Here is a 22,652-nt window from a genome sequence, read left to right as displayed (position 1 = left end):
TGCGCCGACCTGCGGATGTGACGTGTGAAACGATCATGATCCGAATGTGTGGTGGATCTCGTTGCCGGTCCGTAGACTGCGCTGAGGGCAGCCACCGTGGCGCGCCCGTTCGACGAGAAAGACAACCTCTCCTGATGCGTTCCGCGGTAATCGCAGCCTTCATCGGCGCCACCCTCGTCACCGGATCCGCCGGAACCGCCGCGGCGGCGGTCGGCCTGCCGGACATGCCCGATTCCGGTTCGGCCAGCAGCGGCTCGGCGGGTGGCCTGGCCACCACCGGATCCTCGGGCACCGGCTCGGCCGGGCTGCCCAACCTCGACCGGCTGCTGCTCGGCGGCGAGAAACTGCTGTGCGCGGCCACCGGCAGCGCCGCCGCGATGGCGGGCAACGCCCACCTGGGCTGCGACATGCTGCCCTGATCGCACCCTCAAACGAAACGAGCGGGCGCCGGATCACCGGCGCCCGCTCGTGCGTTCTCTGGTCGGATCAGCCGACGTCGGCGTTGCCCGCCTTCCACTCCGACCACGGGATGTTCCAGTCACCGAGGCCGTCCACCCCCGACAGCGTGCCGCCGACGGTGTTCTTGACGATGGTGATATCGCCGCGCTTGGCGTTCTCGAACACCCAGCGGGCATTCTCCGGGCTCAGATTCAGGCAGCCGTGGCTGGTGTTCGAATAGCCCTGCTGCCCCACCGACCACGGCGCCGAATGGAAGAAGATGCCGCTGTAGGAGATCCGGGTCGCGAAATCGACCGGGGTGCGGTACCCGTCGGGCGAGTTCACCGACACACCGTAGGTCGAGGAGTCCATGATGATCTCGCGATGCTTGTCGGCCACGATGTAGATGCCGTTATCGGTGGGCGTGCTGTCCTTACCCATCGACGTCGGCATGGTCCGGATCACCTCACCGTTCTTCTCGACCGTCACCTGCTTGGTGGCGTCGTCGGCGGTGAAGATCACCGCATCGCCGATGGTGAAGTAGGAGTGGATGTCATCGGCGCCGTAGAGACCGTCGCCGAGATCCTTGCCGTAGACGTTGACGTCGATGGTGACCTTGGTGCCCGGCGCCCAGAAATGCTCCGGCCGCCAACGGACTTCGCGATTGTTCACCCAGTAGAACGCGCCCTCGACCGCGGGCTCGGTGGTGATCTTGATGGCCTCCTGGGCGGCCTTGCGGTTCGGGATGTTCTCGTCGAACTGGATCGCCACCGGCTGGCCGATGCCGACGACCTCACCCTCGCCCGGGATGAGGTAGGGCTTGGTCTTGTTATCGGGCGAGGTGGTGGTGAAGCTCATCGTGCTGGTGGTCGCGCCACCGAGCCCGACCGCCTCCGCGACGAGCTGGTAGGTCCGCCCGTAACCGAGCGGCTCGGTGGTGGCCCACGAACGGCCGTCGGCGGCGAGCGTGCCGCTGACCGGCTCCCGCTCTGGCGTGAGCAACGACACGTTCGTGAACTTGCCGTCCTCGACCTGGAACGTCATCGGCGCGGCCGGCGACACACCCACATCGCCATCCTTGACCGGCGCCAGTAGTTTCGGCTTGATCAACTCGGTGATGGGGTTGCGATCGATCGGGACCGACGCGTCCGTCGCCTTCGACGACGAGCACGACGGCAATGCCAACGCCACGACAGCGAGCAGGACCAGCGGTCCTGCGAGTTTCCACGTCGACCGATGTCGACCTCGACCAATGCGCATCTCAACCCCGTTTCAAGTCCCGGTGCAACAGCCCGCACCGACGGCTTCGGATCCCACCGACTACCCACCGAGCTCAACCCACCGCGCCGGGCGGGACCGGTCGAGACCACGTTCTGCCATTCTGCCAGTCCGGCAGGCGGTTCCCAACGTGACGACCGGCTCGTCGCGGCGAGTCTCCAGGGTTAGATACGCCTCGAACGCGCGGCCGTTACGGGCGACGCGACGAAGGCCACACCCGCACGCGAGGTATCGATTTCACTTTCTGCGCCATGGCCTGTTAATGTCTGTCCCGCACCGAAACACGGAGCACGCGCCATTAGCTCAATTGGCAGAGCAGCTGACTCTTAATCAGCGGGTTCGGGGTTCGAGTCCCTGATGGCGCACAGTAACAAGAAGGCCCCGGCGGCACACGACGCCGGGGCCTTTCTCGTTTCCGGGAAGTGTCCGCGCTCACGCACTAATACACCGGGAAGGTCACGGAAATGTCACTTTCCGGGCCGAAAAACAGACCAGAAGTTGAAAACTTCTGTGAACTGAAGCACAAGAGGTTTAACAGCAAACCCCCTGCACAGCTCAGGGATCGAGGCAGTTCACTCGAGGGTTTCAAGGTCAACATCGCCTCCGATTAGCGATTCGTTCACCTTCCGTTAACCTTCCGTGACCATTCTGCAATCAGGTCGAAGCAAGGGCCGACGCTCCACCCGAGTGGAGTTCCGCGCGACGCGGCGGATCGGGACACGAGGTCCCGGGACCGCATGAGAGCCACGCGTCGGTGATCGGGAACCGCTGAGTGTTCTCGTCACACAACCAAACCCCACAACAGCACACAGCCCTGTTCCGGCGTGCGCGCAGAGAGCCGCCGCCGTGGATCCGTGCTGCCCAGACGCGGCCGGATCGACACCTGACACGATCAAGGAACCGATTTCGCATGCCTGACCGACGCCTTCCCACCATTCCCCGCCGCTCGCTGCGCGAGGGTTTCGCCTTCGCCGTAGCCGCGGCCGGAATCGTCGCCGTCGCCGCATCCTCCGCGGTCTCGGTCGCCGATGACAGCGTTCCGGAGCGCATCGCGATGGTCTCCGAGCAGCAGCCGGCACAGGCCGAGCCGGTCGCCGACAAGCCTGCCGATCAGCCCGTCGCCGAGGCCATTCCCGCCCCGGCTCCCGCCCCCGCGCCTGCGCCCGCCCCTGAGCCGATTCCCGCTCCCGCTCCCGCCCCCGCGCCGCCGGTCTACCCGGACAACCTCGACGGCTGGATCCGCCAGGCGCTCGACATCATGGCGGCCAAGGGCATCCCCGGCTCCTACGACGGCATCATGCGCAACATCATGCGCGAATCCACCGGTAACCCGCAGGCGATCAACCTGTGGGACTCCAACGCCGCTGCGGGCATCCCGTCCAAGGGCCTGCTCCAGGTGATCGACCCCACCTTCGCCGCCTACCACGTCGAAGGCACCCCGTTCGACATCTGGAACCCGGTGTCCAACATCGTGGCCGCCTGCAACTACGCGGCGCACCGCTACGGCTCGATGGACAACGTCAACAGCGCGTACTGACCCGAATCCGGCGTCTACCGGCCCGACGTACACTGCGCCATGGCCGATTACGCCCACTCCGACGCAGCGGCCAGGAGCCGCGCCGAGAAGGCGCGGCGCCTGGCCGGATTCATCTGGGAACGCGGTATCTCCGGCACCGAATTACTGGCGATGCCCGCAGCGCTCCGGCGCAAACTGGCCCGCGCCGCACAGACCAATCCGCCCAGCACCGGCGAGACCTGGGAATCGGTAGCGCGGTTGCTCGACGAGAAAGACGCCTGGGCCGCGCGCAATCCGGACCATCCGGCCGCCGCCCGCGCACATCTGGACGAGAAACTGCTCTGGGTCAAACCGCCGATCACGCCCTGGTCGTGAGCTCAGACGGCTTCGGCCTCGCCGTCCACCGCAGGTTCCGCGCCCCCTCGTTCGGATCGCTCGACGACCCGCGCCGACAACGTCCGCAGCGCTCGCGCCTCCGCCTCGGTGATGCCGTCGATGAACATCTCCCGCACGAGCGCCACATGGCGCGGCGCGGCGCGCTCGAGCAGCGCACGCCCCTGCGGCGTCAACCGGATCAGCACACCACGGGCGTCCCCGGCCACCGGCTCACGATCGACCAGCCCACGCGCGGCCATGCGCGCCAGATGCTTGGACAGCCTGCTCTTCTCCCAGCACACGCGTGCCGCCAGCTCCTTGGCGCGCAGACAGCCGTCCGGCGCCGCCGAGAGCGGGACCAGCAGCTCGTAATCGGGCATCGAGAGCCCGTCGGCCGCCAAGCCCGCGGTGATCGCCGCGTCCATCCGCTGACGCAGCAGGATGTAGGCCTGCCAGGTGGCCTGTTCCTCGTCGCTCAGCCATCGCACCACCCCACGATGCTAGCCACAGATGGTTGACATAGACACCAACCGCGGCCGCGAGGGGCTCACCACCAGCCGGTGGTCGCGCCGATCTGGCGTTCCAGCTCCGGGGCGATGGTGCGGACGTAGCTGGCCGTCATGTGGTGCTCGTCGTGATAGACGAGCACATTCCCGATGACCACCCGGCACACCTCGGGACCGCACACCGCATCGCTCAGATCGAGCAGGTGGACGTTCGGGAACGCGGCGGCGGGCTCGACGGCGGGGTTCACCGGTGAGAGCGCCTCACTGCGCGCGATACCGCAGCTCTCGGCGTTACCGCCGGCGGCAAGGCAATCGACCGCGCGGTACCGGGTGCCCTTCTCATTGCGCAACCACGGCGTGTCACGGATGGCGAGCACATTCAACTGTCGCTCGGCCATCGCCGACCACACCTCGACGAACTCGTCCGGCGTGCGATCCCCGCCGATCGGCCACTGCGGTTCGGTCGCGGTGGTGAACACCCAATCCGGGCGCTCGGCGCCGAGCCGGTCGATCACCGCGCGCGACCAATCGCGGCAGTCCGGGATATCGAGGCCCCGATATTTGGCGTCCTCGCGGATATTGAGCGGGCAGCCCATCTTGAGCAGCACGACCACCTTCACCCCGTGCGCGTGCCCCAGCGCGTCCAGCGCGGGCAGCCAATGTTCGGCATGGGAGTTGCCGACGACGGCCATGGTGCGCGTTCCGGCCGGATCACCGTAGGTGCAGGTGGTGATCTCGGTGGTGAACCAGTCCGAGATACAGCCGTCGATGGTGGAGGCGGGCACATCGCCCGGCGCTTCCAGGACCGAGGGCCGCACCCGGGCGGGCGGGACCGTGGCGCCGGCCAGCAGGGCCTCAGCACCCGGGTACACCACCGGATCGAGCGCGCCGATCGGCCGTGCCGGATTGGTGATCAGCACGCCCTGCCAGAACCCCGAGACCCCGAGCACCAGCGCGGCGACGACGGTGACCGCGACCGCGGCACCGCGGCGCAACCACACCGGCGAGGTGATCGCAGCGCCCGAACGCAGCCGCAGCGGTTCCTCGATCAACCGATTCGTCAGCACCGCGAGCACCAGCGACAAACCGATGATCAGCACCCCGGCGCCCAGGGTGACCTCGGTGGTGTCGGCGCGGATCAAGTAGTAGATGAGCAGCGGCCAGTGCCACAGGTACAGGGCATAGGCCACGGCTCCGAGCTCGACCATCGGGCGGGTGGCCAGCAACCGGGACACCGCTGGCGTCCAGCCCGCTTCGGTGCGCACACCCGCGAGGATCAACGCGACCGCCGCACCCACCGGGAACAGGGCAGCGGGCCCGGGGAACTGGCGCGCACCGTCGAAAAGGATTCCGCAGGTCAGCACTGCCAGCAGGCCCGCCGCCGCGAGCACCGACAACCCCGCCTTCGCCCACCACCGCGCCGGCACCCGTAGAAACGGCACGACCACCGCGAGCAGGGCGCCGACCAGCAGCTCCCAGGCCCGGGCGGCGCTGTCGTAGTAGATCCATTCCTGATACGTGGTCGAACGCAGCGCCGCGTAGACGAACGAGGCGATACCGAGCACCACCGCAAGCGCCGCTACCGCCGGACGGATCGCTTCGCGGCGCCCGGCCCGACGGCACCCCCACGCCACCGCGGCCAGCAACAGGGTGATCGCGATATAGAACTGCCCCTGCACCGCCATCGACCACAGATGCTGCAGCGGGCTCACCGACGGATCGGCCGCCAGATAGTCGGCGGCGGCATTGGCCAGGTACCAGTTCTGGTAATACAGCGCCGAGGCCACCGTCTGGCCCGACATATCCGCCCACTGGGTGTAGGGATGCTCGGCCACCGTCATCACCACGACCAGCGCGAGCACCACGAACAGCGCGGGCAGCAGGCGGCGGGCGGTCCGGCGGAAGGTCTGCCACAGGCCGATCCCGCCGTCGGCCTCGGCGCGGCGCAGCAGCATGCCGGTGAAGAAGAAGCCCGACAGCACCAGGAAGACGTCGACGCCGCCGGAGACCTTGCCGAACCAGACGTGGAACGCGACCACCAGAGCGATCGCCACCCCGCGCAGGCCGTCCAGATCCAGGCGGTAGTCGGCCGGTTTCGCGGCCTCCGGCACCGAATCGGCGGCCGCCGTAGCGACCGCCGAGCCCTCGCTGATCCGCACCAACTGCTCTCTCCCGGTTTAGCTCAATCGCCCGCACACCGGGCGCGCGATGATCGCGCGCGGCGGTAGGCATACAACGGACACAGCTGAATCCCTATCACAACCGGCCGTTTCACCGGAATTCACCGAACACCCCCGCGCGCGTGTCCCGCCCCTGGTCCGCGCCGCGGATCCCCCGCTCGCCACCGGCATCCGGGAGTCATCCGGTTGACAAGTGCGTGGGTCGTCACAACAGTGGATGCGGCGTTCGGACTCAGAGCGCCAATTCCACCGCAGCAGAACATAGAGGAATACATGAACGTTCGCCGGCTCACCGTCAGCGTCGCCGCCGCGGGACTGACCCTCCTCGCGGCGCCCACCGCGCTGGCCGTCCCCGCCCCCTCCGGTTCCGCAGGCACCGGTTCGTCCGCCGTCGACACCGGTTCGGCAGCCACCGGCTCGGCCGGAACCTCGCAGACCGGCTCGGCCGGTGGCGCCTTCGCCAACTGCGAGGACGTCAAGGCCGCGGGCCGGGCGCCGATCTTCCGTGGCGAACCCGGTTTCGGCCCGCACCTGGATCCGGATGGTGACGGATTCGCGTGCCCGACGGTCTGACACTCTCCACACAGACGAACACCCGGTGCGGCTGCTGCCGACCGGGTGTTCGTCTGTTCGCGGGCCCCGCGCTCAGCGGAAGATCTTGACCAGCACCAGTCCGGCGAGCAGCACCCCGGCACCGATGAGGGTGTACTTCACCTTGGGCTCGTTGACCTTGGCCACCACCAGCTGCTTGGTGTCGTCGGCGATCCGCTGCGGATCGGCCCGCACCGCGATCTCGTCCAGCGTGCTGGCCAGTCGCGTCCGCGCGGCCTCGATCTCCTGCTCGATCCGCTCGGTATCCCTTGCCACTTGGCGCCTCCTGTAGACAATTGCCGGGTTCGCGGGCTCCCGGGCCCGGCCGTCGTGCGCGGGCCGGTCCAGGGCTCGCCGACGAGTGTATCCGCGCTCGCTGTCGGCGCCTTCGGTTACGGTTCGGTGATGACCGACAACCGTCTCTCCCCCGGCGATCCCGCCCCCGATTTCACCCTGCCCGACGCCGACGGCAAGGACGTCTCCCTCGCCGACTACCGCGGCCGCAAGGTGATCGTGTACTTCTACCCGGCCGCGAGCACCCCCGGCTGCACCAAGCAGGCCTGCGATTTCCGCGACAACCTCGGCGAGCTGTCCGGTGCCGGCATAGATGTCATCGGCATCTCCCCCGACAAGCCGGCCAAGCTGGCGAAGTTCCGCGACAACGAGGGCCTGAACTTCCCGCTGCTGTCGGATCCCGAGCGCAGTGTGCTCACCGCATGGGGCGCCTTCGGCGAGAAGACGATGTACGGCAAGAAGGTCACCGGCGTGATCCGCTCGACCTTCCTCGTCGACGAGGAAGGCAAGATCGAGGTGGCCCAGTACAACGTGCGCGCCACCGGCCATGTGGCGAAGCTGCGCCGCGATCTGTCGGTGTGAGGTGAGCTGTCGGTGTGATCAGCTGCCGTAGGCGTTGAGGAAGCATTCGTAGCCGTCGAGCAGCCGCTCCATGCCGAACTCGAAATCGCCTTGCTCCCAATCGATGTCGTCGTCGTCGAAGGCGCGGTTGCTCAGCGCGGACAGCAGCGCCGGGAACTGCTGCGGATCGAGTAGCTGCCGCAGCGGTTCGGTGAAGTCGGCCTCGGACTCGAGGCTCGGGGCGATATCGCGGGCCGCGCGGCGGCGCCCGATCACATACAGCGACAGGTTCATCACGAGCTGGAGCTTGACCGCGTCGGGCACCGGCACCTCGCGCAAGGTGCCGAGTCCGGCCTCGAGCCAGGCCATATTGTTCGGGCCGAGCGGCGGTGAGCCGCCGAACGAAATGTCCAGCGCCCAGGGATGCCTGCCCAGCACCTCGTATTCGCTGCGCGCCCACTGCGCCAGGCCGGCGCGCCAGGAGGTGCCGGGCTCGATCTCCGGCGGCAGCCCGATGACGTGATCGAGCATCATCTCCATCAGGGTCGCCTTGCTGTCCACATAGCGGTACAGCGACATCGCCGTGAACCCGAGTTCGCGGGCGACGCGGTTCATCGACAGCGCCGCGAATCCCTCGGCATCACCGATCGCGATGGCGGCCTCGATGATCTGCTCGAGGCTGAGCCCGCGTTTGGGGCCGCGACCGCCCGGCTGTTCGAGCCCCCACATCAGCGCTACCGCCTTCGGTAGCTCGCCGGTACCGGACGTCATCGTCTGCCATCCTCCTTTGCTCGCGTCGACTCTATCCGTGTCCGCGACCGCCTTCCCTTGCGCCCATAAACTGTTTACTCTATAAACGCAGTATAGGTTATAAACAGTTTTGGATCGGAGATCCTGATGAGTTCCTCTCGCCCACCCGCGCTCACCCTCGCCCACTTGGGCAAGTCATTCGGAGAGCGCGTGGTGCTCGACGGCATCGACCTGAACATCGCTGCCGGAACAGTTTTCTCGCTGCTCGGACCCAACGGTGCGGGCAAGACGACGATGGTGCGCATCCTCGCCACGCTGAGCACGCCGGACCAGGGCCGGGCCCTGGTGTTCGGCCACGACGTCGTCGACGAGCCCGCGATCGTGCGCAGGCTCATCGGCGTCACCGGCCAGTACTCGGCCGTGGACGAGGTGCTGACCGGGGTGGAGAACCTGCACCTCACCGGCAAACTGCTGCACCTGGGCCGTGCCGAAACACGCCGCCGCACCGCCGAATTGCTCGAGCGGTTCGATCTGACCGAGGCCGCGAGCCGTCGGGCGGGCACCTACTCCGGCGGTATGCGCCGCCGCCTCGATCTGGCCATGAGCCTGATGAGCAGACCACGCATCCTGTTCCTCGATGAACCGACCACCGGTCTCGACCCGCGCAGCCGGCGCGATCTGTGGCAGGTGATCCAGGAGCTGGCCAACGACGGCACCACGGTCTTCCTGACCACGCAATACCTAGAGGAAGCCAACCAGCTCGCCGACCGGGTGGCCGTGCTCGACGGTGGCAAGCTGGTCGCCGACGGGACGCCCGAGGAACTCAAGCAGCTGGCCCCCGGCGGCCACATCAGGCTGCGCTTCGCCGACAGTGCTCTGCTGTCGGCCGCCGCCCGGGCGATCGATACACGAGTGGTGCCCGCGGGCGATCGCGTCCTCGCCGATACCGAGCAACTCACCTTGCAGGTGCCCTCCGACGGCAATGCCGGCGATGTGAAGCGGCTGTTGAACCGCTTCGACGAGCTCGATATCGCCGTCGACCAGCTGACCGTGCACCTGCCGGATCTCGACGACGTGTTCTTCGCCCTGACCGGCCACCCCACCTCCGCCGACACCGCAGCCTGACACCGCACCCCGAAACGAGATGACGATGACCACCCTGTCCCCCGCCGCGCGCACCGCGCGCGCCGCCGTCGATTCCGGCACCATGCTGGACCGCAATATCCGCCACACCCTGCGCAGTCCCGACACCATGATCATGACGATCGCGCTGCCGGTGATGATCCTGCTGATGTTCGTCTACGTCTTCGGTGGCGCGATGGATGTGGGTCCGGGCGCCTACATCGACTACGTGGTCCCCGGGATCATCTTGCTGTGCGCCGGTTTCGGCGCCGCGATGACGGCGCCGGCGCTGGCCACCGATATGCACAACGGCATCATCGACCGGTTCCGCACGATGGACATCGCCCGGTCGGCGGTGCTCACCGGGCATGTCGCCGAGAGCGTGATCCGCAATCTGATCACCACGGGCATCGTTATCGGTGTCGCGGTGGCGCTGGGCTTCCGGCCCACCACCGATCCGCTGCGCTGGCTGGGCGCCATCGCGGTGATCGCGATGTTCGTCCTCGCCCTGTCCTGGGTCGCGGCGGCGCTCGGCTTGCTGGCCCGCAACCCCGAGGCCGCCAATGGTTTCACCTTCGTGTTCATGTTCCTGCCGTACGTGAGCAGCGCTTTCGTGCCGACCGAGTCGATGCCGACCTGGCTGCATCCGTTCGCCGAACATCAGCCGGTGACGCCGGTGATCGAGACGATGCGTGGGCTGCTCATGGGCACCCCGATCGGCGATAGCGCGGTGCTGGCGATCGGCTGGTGCGCGGCGATCGCGCTGGCCGGCTATCTCGCGGCGCGCGTGCTGTTGCGGCGCCGCACCATGAACTGATCCACGCGGCCGCCGATCAGCTCGGCAGCACCTGCTCGGCGGCCCACTGGGCCAGCATGCGCACATGCTCGGTCCACCAGGCGTAGGACTCGGCGGTGAAGGCAGGCGGTGGCGGCGACTCGCCGGGAAACAGGAAACCGTGCGGTTCGCCGACCTTCACCTGCGGCGCCGGCACCACCGAATTGCGGCTCGGATCCCACGCGGCGGGCGCGGTTTCCGGTTCCGCTGGCACCAGCGGGATGCCCCGATCGACGCCGGGCCACGAATTCCGGTGGCCGGCAGCGTACTGCGGGCGCGGAGTGGTGTGCAGACTCTCGGTTTCCGGGACCGACGTCGCCGAACCCGGCTGGAATCCCATGGGTTCCGGCGCACGGGCCGGTGCGTGCGGCGGGTGCGCCCCGGTGCCGGGGCGGCCGGATTCGCTGCTGTCGGCGTCGACGGTATGCGAGTTCGCCGCTGACATCGCGTCGGTGGCGGAGGGCCCGGAGTGCCGGCTCTGCTGGGCCAGCAGATACACCCCGCCGCCGGCGAGGCCACTGGCCAGCACACCGGCGGCGGCCACCAGCGCGACCCCGCCACCGCGCTGGCGGCGCACCTGTTCGATCGGAACCACCGTGTCGATCAGATCGTCCATGGCGAACAGCGCGGCGCCGATGGCGGGCGCGGAAGCGGCGATCATGGACGGGAGCACGGGCGCACCGAATCCGGCGACGGCACCGGTGACGGCGGGCTGGTCGGCGCTCGAACCGATCAGCACCACCGCGTCGGGGCGGACCTCGGCGGCATCGAGCTGATCGCGGGCCACCGTGACCGCCGACCGCATGGTCTCCATGGTGACCGCGGCACCCGAATGGCCGGTGGCCGCCAGTACCCGGCTGCGGCCGGGATCGACAAGGGTGAAGGCCTGATAGCCGGGCACCACCTCGCAGATCAGCACGTTGTCGAATTCGTTGAGCCAGGTCATCGCCCCCGCGACGCTAAGATGCGCCGACTTGGTGGATACCAGCGAGGCGCTGCGCCACGGCCCCGAGGCCAGCCTGGTGACGATCGCGCGACGCTCGGCGGCGTCCCGGTAGGCCACCGCCACCCCGTCGATCTCACCGGTGGCGCCGATCTCGGCCGCGATCCGGTCCAGCGCGCGTGCCACCGTCTCGGCCAGCTCGGCCTTCCCGTCACCCTCGGTGGTGGCCACCCGGTGCAGCAGCACCCGTTCGGACAATTTCGCACCCTCCGCGCCGAGGGCCACCGCGTGTACCGCACCACGTTCGGTGGACACGCCGAGAGTGATCACGGATCGAGCCTGTTCGGACCGAGCTACCACAGTTCACGCCTTCCCTGTGCCGCTACCGGCTCACGGACGCATCGAAACCCATGAGCCTGGAGAGATTTCCCTGCATTTCCCCTGGATCCCTGCCCTGAACACCCGCCGAAGGCACGTGCCCTTGGTATGTGTTCGATACCACGGCCGATGCGGATGGGTGGTGATAAATGACAGTTTCAGGTACCGGGAGTAGCGGCCGTGTGCCGCGGACCGCGCGCTACCGCTAGCCTGGACGTGTGGAAACGCGCACGGAGACCAGGTCGAAACGACGCCTGGACCCTGCGTTGGATCTCCAGGACGATCCGCAGGAGCTGATGCCGCGCAAGCGGCCCACCCAGGAACGCAGCAAACGCAAGTTCGACGCGCTGTTGCAGGCCTCGCGCGAACTGCTGGTCGAGGTCGGGTTCGAATCGTTCACCTGCGAAGAGGTGGCGGCGCGGGCCGAGGTGCCGATCGGCACGCTGTATCAGTTCTTCGCCAACAAGTACGTCATCGTCTGCGAGTTGAATCGGCAAGACCTGGTCGCGGTTTCCCAGGAGCTGGCCGACTTCCACGGCGAGGTGCCGTCACTGGACTGGTTGCGCCATATGAACCAGTTCGTCGATCACATGGCCAGGCTGTGGATGACCGACCCGTCGCGGCGCGAGGTGTGGCTGGCGATGCAGTCCACGCCGTCCACCCGGGCCACCGGCGCGATCCACGAGAAGGAGTTCGCCGAGGTCGTCTCGCAGATGCTGCGCCCGCTGACCCCGCGCACGCCGCGAGCCCGGCGCACGATGATGGCCGAGGTCCTGGTGCACGTGGTGTATTCGATGCTGAATTTCTCGGTGCAGGACGAGCAGAGCCACGCCGACGCCGTCGCCGAACTCAAGCGGCTGATGGTGGCCTATCTGCTGGTCGCCGAGAAGGAATCGCGCACGGCCAGCAAGACCTGAGCCCGGCGACCGCGCACCAGCGTCGTCGATCGCCTCGTAGCGATCAGCTCTCGGGCACCCGGCCCTCGATCAGGTCGGCCAGTTCACCCGGATCCTCCAGCACCACCATCGCCGCGGCGGTATCGCCGTCATGGGTCAGCGACAGGTGCACCCGCGCCCGGGGCAGGAATTCCGCGGCCAGGCCGTGCAGCTTGATGCTCGGCCTGCCCCAGGCGTCGTTGACCACCTCGATCAGCGGATACGGGTTGTCCCCGATCTGCGGGCGGCGCGCGAAGCGAGACGATGCCCAGGCTTTGAGCACCGCCTCCTTCGCCGCCCATCGCGCCGCGTAGCTGCGGGCCGGGTCGGTGCCTTTGCTCTGGCAGTAGCGCCGCTCACCGGCGGTGAAGCTCTCCCTGAGCATGGTCGTCCCGGACCGTTGCAGCTGTTCGGCGAACTCGGAGATGGTTACCAGGTCCAAGCCGATTCCGAGGATGGTCACAGTGGCGCAGCCTACGGCGTGGCGCGCCCCGCGGTGCCGGAACCGTCGACGAGTTGCCCGGTCTCACAACCACGTCCACCGATCCGGTACACACCGTCCGCGCCGAGCCTGGCCTCACCCGAGAGCAGCACGCCCGCTTCGAGCCCGCGCACCTGCGTCGCGGGAGTGCCGTCGCCGCCGAGCCGACGGTCGGCCGGCCGCTCGTAGAGCGGGGCGCCACCGCACATGGCCTCCACGAAGCGCTGACGTCCGGCGAGCTGACGCTGCTGTGCCCGGCGCTGGTAGTCCTCGCGCTGGTCCGGGTCGATCGCCTGGATGAACGCCTCCGGATGCACCACCGCGAGCAGCCCGGACACGTGCCCGAAGCCGAGCGAGGTCACCAGACCCGCCTTCAGCGGGAAACGCTCGCCGAAGCGCAGCGCCTCGCGCACCCACACCAGGTGCGGGTATTCGCGCATCTTCTCGTCGACGCAGTCCAGGCTCCGGTTCGGCGGCACCACACCGTTTTCCAGCACCTGGCACAGGCCGATCAGCTGGAACGCGGCCGCGCCGCCCTTGGCGTGCCCGGTCAGGCTCTTCTGCGAGATGACGAACAGCGGTGCGCCGTCGGAGCGGCCGATCGCCTCGGCGAGGCGTTCGTGCAGTTCCGATTCGTTCGGATCGTTGGCCGCGGTGGAGGTGTCGTGCTTGGAGATCACCGCGATGTCGTCCGCGCCGACGCCGAGCTTGCGCAGTTCGGCGGCGAACCGGGATTCCCGCCCGCCCCGGCCCGCGCCGAGCGCACCGAGTCCCGGCGCCGGGATGGAGGTGTGCACGCCGTCGGCGAAGGACTGCGCGTAGGCCACCACGCCGAGCACCGGAAGGCCGAGTTCGACCGCGATGTCGCCGCGCGCCAGCAGCACCGTGCCACCGCCCTGCGATTCCACGAAGCCGCCGCGGCGGCGGTCGTTGGCGCGGGAGAAGTAGCGGTCGCTGATGCCCTTGGCGCTCATGGCCGCCGAATCCGCGGTGGCCGACATGTCGCCGAAGCCGACGATGCCCTCGATACCGAGATCGTCGAAGCCGCCGGCCACGACCACCTCGGCCTTACCGAGCTTGATCTTGTCGACGCCTTCCTCCACCGACACCGCCGCGGTCGCGCACGCCGCCACCGGGTGCACCATCGCGCCATAGCTGCCGACGTAGGACTGCACCACATGTGCCAGCGCCACGTTCGGCAGCGCCTCTTGCAGGATGTCGTTCGGGCGCGGCTCGCCGAGCAGGTTGTCGACGTAGAGCGAGCGCATCGAGGACATGCCACCCATGCCGGTGCCCTGGGTGTTGGCCACCAGGCTCGGGTGCACCCAGCTCATCAGCTCGGCCGGGCTGAACCCGGAGCCGACGAACGCATCGACGGTGCAGGCGATGTTCCACAGCGCCACCCGGTCCACCGAGGACGCCATATCGGCGGAGATGCCCCAGACGGTCGGATCCCAGCCGGTGGGGATCTGGCCGCCGACGGTGCGCGAGAGCTTGGCCTTGCGCGGCACCCGGATCTCGGTGCCCGCCTTGCGGGTCACCGTCCAGTCGCCCGATTCGGCGACGGGGGTGATCACCGTGTGCTCGGGGTCGGCGGCGTGGAAGGCTCGGGCCTCGGCCTCGCTGCCGACGGTGAACGACAGGTCCTGATCGAGGAACACCGAGGTCATCAGCGGGCTGGTGTTGTCGATCATGGCGCCGTCGTCTTCGTAGCGGCGGATGCCGCAGCGCTCGACCACGGCGTCGTGATACTTCTCGGCCAGCTCGGATTCGGGCACGTAGTCACCGGTTTCGGTGTCGTACCAGCCGGGCTTGGGCTCGTTCTCCCAGGTCACCATGCCGGTGGTCCAGGCCAGCTCCAGCACGCCCGCCGCCGACAGCTCGTCGGAGACCTCCATCTCGAAGCGGGTGCGCGCGGAACCGTACGGTCCGAGCTCACCGGCGCCGACGATCACGACCATATCGGTGAGATCAGCCGTCACCTGTCCCCATTCGGGCACCGGAAGCGCGGAGGTCAGCGTCGGCGGTGCGGGCAGCGCCGGAATCAGCTGCGCCTGCTCGGCTTCCGCGTCGTCCGCGACGGCCTGCTCGGCTTCCGCGGCCTGCTTGGCCAGCGCGGGCAGGTCGAGCTTGGCGCGGGCGAGACCGCCGGTCAGGTCGATCTGCTGCGGACCGTCCGCGGTGACCGCGCGCGCCCGGGACGTGGCCCATTTGAGCAGCTCGTCGGCCATCTCGGCGGTAGACCAGGTCTGCACGCCCGCCTTCTCGACCGCCTCGACCATCGGGTCGTTGTGGCCCATCAGGCCGGTGCCGCGGACCCAGCCGATCAGCGCGTGCACCAGGGTGACCCGGCTCGACCACGACTTCTCCGCCCGCCACTTGGCGACCACCGCGTCCAGCGCGGCCTTGGCCTCGCCATAGGCGCCGTCGCCGCCGAACAGACCGCGGTTGGGCGAACCCGGAAGCACCACATGCAGTTTCGCGTCCACATCGTGGTCGGCGCCGAGCTTGGACAGCCCGCCGATCAACCGCTCCACCGACCACAGCAGCACCCGCATCTCCATTTCGGCGCGGGCGCCGGCATCGGAGAGATCGCCCGCCACGCGCGGGGCCGCGAACGGGAACAGCAGCGTCGGGGTGAGCGCGTCCTTCACCTTGATCTTGGCGCCGCCCGCGGTCTGCACCTGCTCGGTGCCGACCCATTCGATCAGCGCGTCGATATCGGTGTAGGAGGCCATGTTCGCAGGCACCACCCACAGGGCGGCGCCGTTGCGGGCGTTGGCGCGGTAGAGCTCGCGGTAGAAGGCGAGCCGGTTGTCGTCCAGGCCGGAGGTGGTGACCACGACCGTCGCGCCGCCACCGAGCAGGCGCCCGGTGACCGCGGCGGCGATGGAGCCCTTGCTCGCACCGGTGACCACGGCGACGTCGGCCGACCACAGGCCCGGCTCCTCCGTGCTCAGCGCGGCCGTCGCGATCCGCTCGTAGTGGCCGGCCAGCACCGAACGCGCTTCGTGCATGGCCCGCTGACGCCACCACTTCGCCTGGGCGGCAACGGCTTCCCCGGCGCCGGCGAAACCGTCCACCGGCTGCTTGGCGGTCTCGGAGTCCTCGGCCAGCCACAGCCGGGCCAGATCCTCGCGCGCGGTGGCCCAGCGGTCGTCGATCAGCACCGCCTTGCGGGCATCGAACGCGGGGGCGACCAGGCGCGGCCAATCCGAACCCAGCTCGGCCGACACCAGATCGACAAGGCCGTCCTCGGTGGCCTCCGGCGCGGAGATCTCCTCGCTGAGGCCGAGCTGCTCGAGCACCAGGCGCGCGGCCGAGGCCAGCACACCGTCGCGGCCGGTGATCTGCTCGGTGAACTCGCCGAGCGCGGCGGCGTCCACCGTCGCGCCGCCGCCACCGCCGGTCGCGGGGAGCGCCACCGAGATGCCGCGGCGCGCGGCGACGGCCTGCACGGCGGCGTCGATGGCGGCGTCCACCGAGGCGGCGTCGGACAGCGCGCCGGAGACCAATCCGCCGAGATCGCCGCCGCGCACGCTGGCGCCCTCGCGGGTGCCGAGCGAGACCTCGGCGGTGACGTGGCTGGCCCACCCGTCACCGAGTTCCCAGACCTTCTTGACCCGTTCGGCGATGGCCGCCGGCCGCTTACCGGAGGGGCCGAACACCTTGCGCAGGTGATCGCCGATGGCGTCCGACAGCACCGAGCCGAACGGCTTGTAGGTGCGGGCGAGCCGGTCGACGGTGGCCGACAGTGCGCCCATATCGGCGTCCGCGGCACCGTCGATGGCACCGAGCGAGAGCTCAGCGCCGAGGTCGACCAGCAGCTGGTTGCGCCGGGAGGACACGCCGTCGCACAGGCCTTCGATGGTGTCGACCGGACCGATCTGGTCGATGCGCAGCTTGGTCCACAGTGCGATCAGCACGCGGGTGGCGTCGGCGGCGGTGAAGGCGATGTCGTCCGGGCGCGGTCCACCCGAGGCGGCCGGTGCGGCGGCCGGAGTCGGCGCCGCGGCGGGTGCCGGTGCGGCGGAGGCGGTTTCGGCCGGTGCCTCTTCGGGCTCGTCGACCGGTGCCGGATCGGTGTCGGTGGAGTACACGATGCCGGCCTCGCGCTCGATATTGAGCACCTCGACGGTGGTGGTACCGAAGGCCGGCAGCTTCAGGGTCTGGCTCGCCAGGTTCGCCACCGTCGGCGTCGCGCCGAGGCCGATCTCCACGAACCGCTCCACTCCGAGCCCGCCGTGCGCGGTATCGGTGAACAGCAGGTCCTGGGTCTCGATCCAGCGCACCGGGCTGGCGAACTGCCAGGCCAGCAGCTCGATCAGCACCACGCGGCACAGTTCGGTCGGCCGCTGCGACCAGGAGTCGAAGTCGGCCAGCACCGCGGCCAGCGGCTCCGAGGGCACCAGATCGGCGATCTCGGCGATGAATTCGCGCTCCAGCGAGAACGGCTTGGGCACCAGGTTCGGGATGTAGCGCCCGACCAGCACCTCCGGATGCAGGTTCTCCGGCAGCAGCTGTTCGAGCTTGTGCCGGAACTCGGGCACACCCTCGCGCAGCACCGTGGAGTGGAACGGGACGTCGATGCCAGGCACCAGGATGAACGCGCGCTTGCCGCCGAATTCGGCGCGGCGACGGTCGATTTCGGCCTCGAGGTGCTCGAGCCCGGCCACCGTGCCCGCGATCGCGTACTGCGAGCCACGCAGGTTCAGGTTGACGACCTCGAGGAACTCACCCGTCTGCTCGGACATGTCCGAGACGAACCCGACGACCTCGTCGTCCGGCAGCCCGAACTGCGAGGGCCGGATCGCGGCCATCCGGTAATCGCTGCGGCCCTTGGCATCACGCGGCACCAGCTCGTGCATGGCCGAACCGCGCTGGAACACCACCTCGAGCACGGCCTCCAACGGCAGCACTCCGGCCACCGCGGCGAGCGCGTTGTACTCACCGACCGAATGCCCGGCCAGGTAGGCGCCCTCGACGAAGGCGCCGGCCTCACGCAGCTCGGCCACCTGCGCCACCCCGAGGGTGGCCATCGCGACCTGGGTGAACTGGGTCAGGTGCAGCACGCCGTCGGGGTGCCGGTGCTCGACGCCGCGTGCCTTCAGGTAGGTCGGGTTGTCCCGCACCACGGCCAGGATGGAGAAGCCGAGCGCGGCGCGGGTGTGCTTGTCGGCCCGATCCCAGATCTCCTTGGCGGCCTTGGACCGCGAGCGCGCGTCCAGGCCCATGCCCTTGCGCTGGATGCCCTGGCCGGGGAAGGCGTAGACGGTCTTGGGGGCGGCGGTGCGGCCGGTCGCCGTCATCACCAGGTCGCCGCCGGTGCGGCAGGACACCTCGACGATCTCGCTGCCCTGATCCACCGCCACCCGCTCGACGCGCACGTCGATCTCCGCGCCGGGGCGAACCATGCCCAGGAACCGGGTGGTCCAGGCGGTCAGCGTGCGTGCGGGCACCGAACTCTGCGGATCGACTGCCGACACCGCGTGCTGGGCGGCGGCCGACAGCCACATCCCGTGCACGATCGGGCTGCCGAGGCCGGCCAGTTTGGCGGCGGCCTCGCTGGTGTGGATGGGGTTGTGATCGCCGGAGACTGCGGCGAACGCGGCCATGGTGCGCGGCGCGACGATGGTGACGTCACGGCGGCGGCGCCGCGGGGTGTCGGTGGCCTGTTCGGACAGCGTGCCCGCCGCGCGCGGCGGATCCGACAGCTCGCCGGAGCCGTTGCGGCCCCGGATGGCGAACCGCTCGGTCAGCTCGGCCAGCGGCACCACGTCGAGGCCCTGATCGCGCATCTCGCCGACGGTGACCCGCACCTCGACCACGCGGCCCATATCGGTGTCGAGCACCGACGTCGATTCCGCGCGCACCACCAGAATGCTGGTGTCGCCTGGCAGTTCGCGCAGCAGCTCGATCTGGTGATCGAGGTGCACCAGGTCGAGCATGCCCTCGATCACCGAGTCCGCGGTATCGGTGCGGGTCGCGCCGAGCACCGCGAAGACCGCGGGCCAGCAGGCGCCGACCAGGACATCGGGCACGGTGCGGCCGAGCGTGCTGAGATCGGCCGGCAGCCCGGATCCGGTGACGCCGGCGTGGTCGGCGATGAGATCGGGGGTCCAGGCCAGGTTGACGTGGGCGACGCGGCCCTTCACCTCGGGCAGCGCCTGGCCCGCGGCGACCGCGAGCAGCGCGGACATGGCGGCGTCGGCGTCATCGGCGGTGACGACCGGCGCGCCGCCGTTGTACACCGAGACCGGCACGGTGATCCGGATGCGCACCACATTGCCCGCGTACAGCGGGACGGTGAGCTCGACGTAGCTGTTCTCGGCCACCGGACCGGTGGTCTCGACCAGCGTGGCGCCGGTCGGCGGGTGCACCGCGCCTTGTCCGTCGACGGTCCAGTCACCGAGATCGCCGAGCCGGTGTACCGGGTTGACGGTGGTGCGCCCGGACCATTCGACGTCCGGGGCGGCCAGCACCACGTCGATCGGGCCGGAGGTCACCGACGCGGTGCGGCGCGCGTCCACCGGGGCCGGGACGACGCCGGCGCGGACCAGCGAATACGCGGTGTCCTGTTCGAAGCGGTCGAGCAGTTCGCCCACCGGCTCGTCGACCCGGGTGATGCCCGCGACGGCCACCGTGCCGGGGATGATGCACACCTGATCGGCGGAGTAGCGCGGATCATGGGCCTGCCACAGCGAATCCGACCGCCACCAGCGCCGCACGTCGGCGTCGACGACGGGCACGAAGTTCACCGGCTTGCCGGGGGTCTTGCACAGCGAGATGAAGAACGGCACGTCGGCCGGGTGCAGCAGGGTCTCGGCGACGGCCGGGTACTGCTTGCGCAGCTCGCACAGGGCCGCGACCGGGCGCTCCAGATCCTCGTCGGTGAACAGCGTCGGGATCTCGCCGCGGTCGGCGGGGTTGAGCCGGGATTCGGTGCGGCGCAGCATTTCCGCGAAACGGTCGCGCCAGGTGATGTCCAGCCAGACCGAGCGGGTGGCGTCGAGGATGGCCTCGCCGAGGTCGCTGCCGCAGTCGAAGTCCTTGCGCCGGTCCAGGCCGACGGCGAGTTCGACGTAGCGCTCCAGCCATTCGGCGTAGGTCATGGTGGCCAGGTCGCCGAAGTACGGCTTGGCGGTGGCGTCGAGCGCGGCGATGATCTCCTCGCGGCGCGCGGCCACGGCCTCGGCGTCACCGGCGACCTCGTCGAGCAGGCGGCCGGTGCGTGAGGCGGCATTGTCGATCTCATGGATGTCGGCGCCGAGCTGGCTGCGGCCGGAGGCCATGCCGCCGCTGGCGGTGCCCGCGCCCACCCAGTCCGGGGTGCCGGGGGTGTCGACCAGCATCTGCTTGACCTCGGGGGCCGTGGTGGCCTCCAGGGTCGCCATGGCCGCGGTGCCGACGAGCACGCCGTCCAGCGGCATCACCGGGTAGCCGTGCGGCTGCGACCAGGTGCCGGTGAGGTATTCGGTGGCCCGCTCCGGGGTGCCGATGCCGCCGCCGACGCAGACCACCACGTTGTCCCGGGCACGCAGTTCGGCGTAGGTCTCGAGCAGCAGGTCGTCCAGGTCTTCCCAGGAGTGGTGCCCGCCCGCGCGACCGCCCTCGATGTGCATGATCACCGGGTAGCCGGGGATCTCGTCGGCGATCCGGAGCACCGCGCGAATCTGCGCCACGGTGCCCGGCTTGAACGCCACGTGGGTGATCCCGGCCTCGGTCAGTTCCTCGACCAGCGCGACGGCTTCCTCGAGCTCCGGGATGCCGGCGGTGACCACCACGCCGTCGAACGGAGCGCCCGCCGCGCGAGCCTTCTGCACCAGCCGCTTTCCACCGAGCTGGAGCTTCCACAGGTACGGATCCAGGAACAGCGAGTTGAACTGCACCGAGCGGCCCGGGTGCAGCAGCGTCTTCAGCTCGGCGACCCGGTCGGTGAAGATCTGCTCGGTGACCTGACCACCACCGGCCAGCTCGGCCCAGTGTCCGGCATTGGCGGCGGCGGCGACGATCTTGGCGTCCACCGTGGTCGGCGTCATGCCCGCGAGCAGGATCGGCGAACGGCCGGTCAACCGGGTGAACGCGGTCTCGACCACGATCCGGCCATTGGGCAGCCGCACCGGCTTCGGCGCGTACGCCGACCACGGCTGCGCCACCTCGGGAGCCGCGCCCGGAGTCAGCAGGCTGCGCTGGCCCGCGCGAGTCGCAACGGCGACGATGCCGACGCCGGTGCCCTTCAACGAACCGCCGGTCACCCGGGACAGCAGATCGCCGGGGCCGAGGTCCAGAATCCATTCCGCGCCATCGGCGACCACGGCGTCCACGGTCGCGACCCAGTCGATCGGGTCGACGAGGATCTCCTTGGCCAGCGAGCCGGCCAGTTCGGTGTCGAGACCGCACTGACCCGCCCAGCCGGCGACCAGGTCGACGGTGTCGGCCAGCGCCGGGTGGTGGAATGCGACGTCGACGTCGACGTCCTCGAAGACCGGCGCGAACACCGCACCGCCACGCACCTTCGCCTCGCGCTCGCGGGTCTGCTCGGCGTGGATCTGCTCGCACCGCAGCCGCACCCGCTTCAGCTGCGCCGGCGTGCCCGACAGCACCGCGCGCCTGCGACCGTTGCGGATCGAGACCACCGCGGCGGCCGCGGGATCCACGCCCTCGGACACCTCGGCCACGACCGCGCGCAGCTCATCGGGATCGACATTGGATACCGCCACCATCGGCGAACGCTGCCCCACCGGCATCAGCCCGCGCCGGCGGGCCACCAGTCCGGCTGCGGCGCCGATCAATTGGGCGATGGCGAGCAGTTCGGCGTCGCGGGCGCCGCCGGCTTCCACCGCCGAGGCGGCCAGTCTGCCCTGCGAATGCCCGACGATCGCGACCGGCGCGTGCTCGGCCGGGTCGAGCCCCTGCAACCGGAGCGCGCGCAGCGCGGCCAGCTGGCTCAGCATCACACCCGGCATCGACACCGTCGCCGAACGCAGTACCCGCTCCGACGGCGCCGCGGAGGTCTCGCCCTGATCGGCGTCTACCAGCTCGTCTTCCAGCATCCAGCCGATCGGGTCGAAGCCCATCGGCCGGACCACCAGCAACTGCGCGGCAACGGGCTCTAGCAGCGCCGCGGCCTCGTTCACCAGCGCGGTGAGCTCCGGTTCCAGCGCCGCGTCGCGGCCGATCTCCTCGAGCTCGCCCAGCCACCGGGCCCCCTGACCGCCGAACGCCAGCGCGTACGGCGCCCCGTTCAGCAGACGATCCAGCAAGGGCGATCGCGTTCCGTCGGCTTCGCCCCTACTCGTGTGTGCGCGAAATCCGGTCCCGGCCGTGGTGCTCTCGTTGATCGTCAAGACGCTTCGACTTCCTTCTCGTGGCGACGTGCCGTCCGGGGATGCCGCACGTCCTCGTGCGCGCACTCCTCACCCAACTGGCCCTGATAAGGCGAGGATCGCACAAAATCATGAGGGAACCC

General features: G+C 69.4%; 16 protein-coding genes and 1 tRNA gene. 9 read left to right on the top strand and 8 right to left on the bottom strand.

The window, feature by feature from the left end:
* Positions 1-134: 134 nt before the first annotated feature.
* Positions 135-419: a hypothetical protein gene (locus AC4HOU_RS24540; protein WP_163814843.1), complete on the top strand. Its 285-nt coding sequence runs from the start codon at positions 135-137 to the stop codon at positions 417-419.
* Positions 420-486: 67 nt separating this feature from the next.
* Here AC4HOU_RS24540 and AC4HOU_RS24535 read toward each other — a convergent pair whose 3' ends face one another.
* On the bottom strand, positions 487-1,698 hold the full coding sequence (locus AC4HOU_RS24535) for a L,D-transpeptidase (RefSeq protein WP_194991032.1): 1,212 nt from the start codon (positions 1,696-1,698) through the stop codon (positions 487-489).
* Positions 1,699-2,008: 310 nt separating this feature from the next.
* Between AC4HOU_RS24535 and AC4HOU_RS24530 the strand changes: the two genes are divergently transcribed.
* From AC4HOU_RS24530 to AC4HOU_RS24520, 3 genes are all read left to right on the top strand, one after another.
* Positions 2,009-2,081: transfer RNA gene (locus tag AC4HOU_RS24530), tRNA-Lys, on the top strand.
* Positions 2,082-2,626: 545 nt separating this feature from the next.
* Positions 2,627-3,253: a transglycosylase SLT domain-containing protein gene (locus AC4HOU_RS24525; RefSeq protein ID WP_280210599.1), complete on the top strand. Its 627-nt coding sequence runs from the start codon at positions 2,627-2,629 to the stop codon at positions 3,251-3,253.
* Positions 3,254-3,292: 39 nt separating this feature from the next.
* Positions 3,293-3,607, top strand: coding sequence for a hypothetical protein (locus tag AC4HOU_RS24520; RefSeq protein WP_194990393.1), 315 nt, complete (start codon positions 3,293-3,295; stop codon positions 3,605-3,607).
* Between the two features lie 2 nt (positions 3,608-3,609).
* Here the strand turns inward: AC4HOU_RS24520 and AC4HOU_RS24515 are convergent, their stop codons facing one another.
* Positions 3,610-4,098 carry a MarR family winged helix-turn-helix transcriptional regulator gene (locus tag AC4HOU_RS24515; RefSeq protein WP_194990394.1) on the bottom strand — a complete coding sequence of 163 codons (489 nt, stop codon included), beginning with the start codon at positions 4,096-4,098 and terminating at the stop codon, positions 3,610-3,612.
* Positions 4,099-4,154: 56 nt separating this feature from the next.
* Positions 4,155-6,275 carry an acyltransferase family protein gene (locus AC4HOU_RS24510; RefSeq protein ID WP_490725359.1) on the bottom strand — a complete coding sequence of 707 codons (2,121 nt, stop codon included), beginning with the start codon at positions 6,273-6,275 and terminating at the stop codon, positions 4,155-4,157.
* A gap of 291 nt (positions 6,276-6,566) precedes the next feature.
* On the opposite strand from AC4HOU_RS24510, the gene AC4HOU_RS24505 reads away from it, so the two are divergent.
* Positions 6,567-6,866, top strand: coding sequence for an excalibur calcium-binding domain-containing protein (locus AC4HOU_RS24505; protein ID WP_014349542.1), 300 nt, complete (start codon positions 6,567-6,569; stop codon positions 6,864-6,866).
* Between the two features lie 72 nt (positions 6,867-6,938).
* On the opposite strand, the gene AC4HOU_RS24500 is transcribed toward AC4HOU_RS24505, so the two are convergent.
* Entirely contained in the window at positions 6,939-7,160 is a 222-nt protein-coding gene (locus tag AC4HOU_RS24500; protein WP_014349541.1) for a DUF3618 domain-containing protein, read from the bottom strand.
* 129 nt (positions 7,161-7,289) lie between these two features.
* Here AC4HOU_RS24500 and bcp point away from each other — a divergent pair, with 129 nt between their 5' ends.
* A complete protein-coding gene (gene bcp / locus AC4HOU_RS24495; protein ID WP_163816356.1) occupies positions 7,290-7,760 on the top strand; it encodes a thioredoxin-dependent thiol peroxidase in 471 nt (156 codons plus the stop codon).
* Between the two features lie 18 nt (positions 7,761-7,778).
* Here the strand turns inward: bcp and AC4HOU_RS24490 are convergent, their stop codons facing one another.
* Positions 7,779-8,510, bottom strand: a complete 732-nt coding sequence (locus AC4HOU_RS24490) for a TetR/AcrR family transcriptional regulator (RefSeq protein WP_163816354.1) — start codon at positions 8,508-8,510, stop codon at positions 7,779-7,781.
* A 126-nt stretch (positions 8,511-8,636) separates the two neighbouring features.
* Here AC4HOU_RS24490 and AC4HOU_RS24485 point away from each other — a divergent pair, with 126 nt between their 5' ends.
* Positions 8,637-9,614 (top strand): ATP-binding cassette domain-containing protein, encoded by a 978-nt coding sequence (locus AC4HOU_RS24485; protein WP_194990397.1) that lies wholly within the window; start codon positions 8,637-8,639, stop codon positions 9,612-9,614.
* A gap of 25 nt (positions 9,615-9,639) precedes the next feature.
* On the top strand, positions 9,640-10,428 hold the full coding sequence (locus AC4HOU_RS24480; protein WP_195021437.1) for an ABC transporter permease: 789 nt from the start codon (positions 9,640-9,642) through the stop codon (positions 10,426-10,428).
* A gap of 16 nt (positions 10,429-10,444) precedes the next feature.
* Here AC4HOU_RS24480 and AC4HOU_RS24475 read toward each other — a convergent pair whose 3' ends face one another.
* Entirely contained in the window at positions 10,445-11,719 is a 1,275-nt protein-coding gene (locus AC4HOU_RS24475) for a DUF7159 family protein (RefSeq protein ID WP_195021438.1), read from the bottom strand.
* Between the two features lie 344 nt (positions 11,720-12,063).
* On the opposite strand from AC4HOU_RS24475, the gene AC4HOU_RS24470 reads away from it, so the two are divergent.
* A complete protein-coding gene (locus tag AC4HOU_RS24470) occupies positions 12,064-12,684 on the top strand; it encodes a TetR/AcrR family transcriptional regulator (protein WP_370012378.1) in 621 nt (206 codons plus the stop codon).
* Between the two features lie 43 nt (positions 12,685-12,727).
* On the opposite strand, the gene acpS is transcribed toward AC4HOU_RS24470, so the two are convergent.
* Positions 12,728-13,165, bottom strand: coding sequence for a holo-ACP synthase AcpS (acpS, locus tag AC4HOU_RS24465; protein WP_014349534.1), 438 nt, complete (start codon positions 13,163-13,165; stop codon positions 12,728-12,730).
* An 11-nt stretch (positions 13,166-13,176) separates the two neighbouring features.
* The gene (locus tag AC4HOU_RS24460) at positions 13,177-22,530 is read right to left on the bottom strand and encodes a fatty acid synthase subunit beta domain-containing protein (protein WP_490725354.1); all 9,354 of its coding nucleotides are present in this window, start codon (positions 22,528-22,530) and stop codon (positions 13,177-13,179) included.
* Positions 22,531-22,652 lie beyond the last annotated feature (122 nt).

This window comes from Nocardia sp. JCM 38205 (assembly GCF_058222935.1).
Note: the sequence above shows the minus strand (reverse complement) of the source record. Positions and strands in the feature narration are given on the sequence as shown.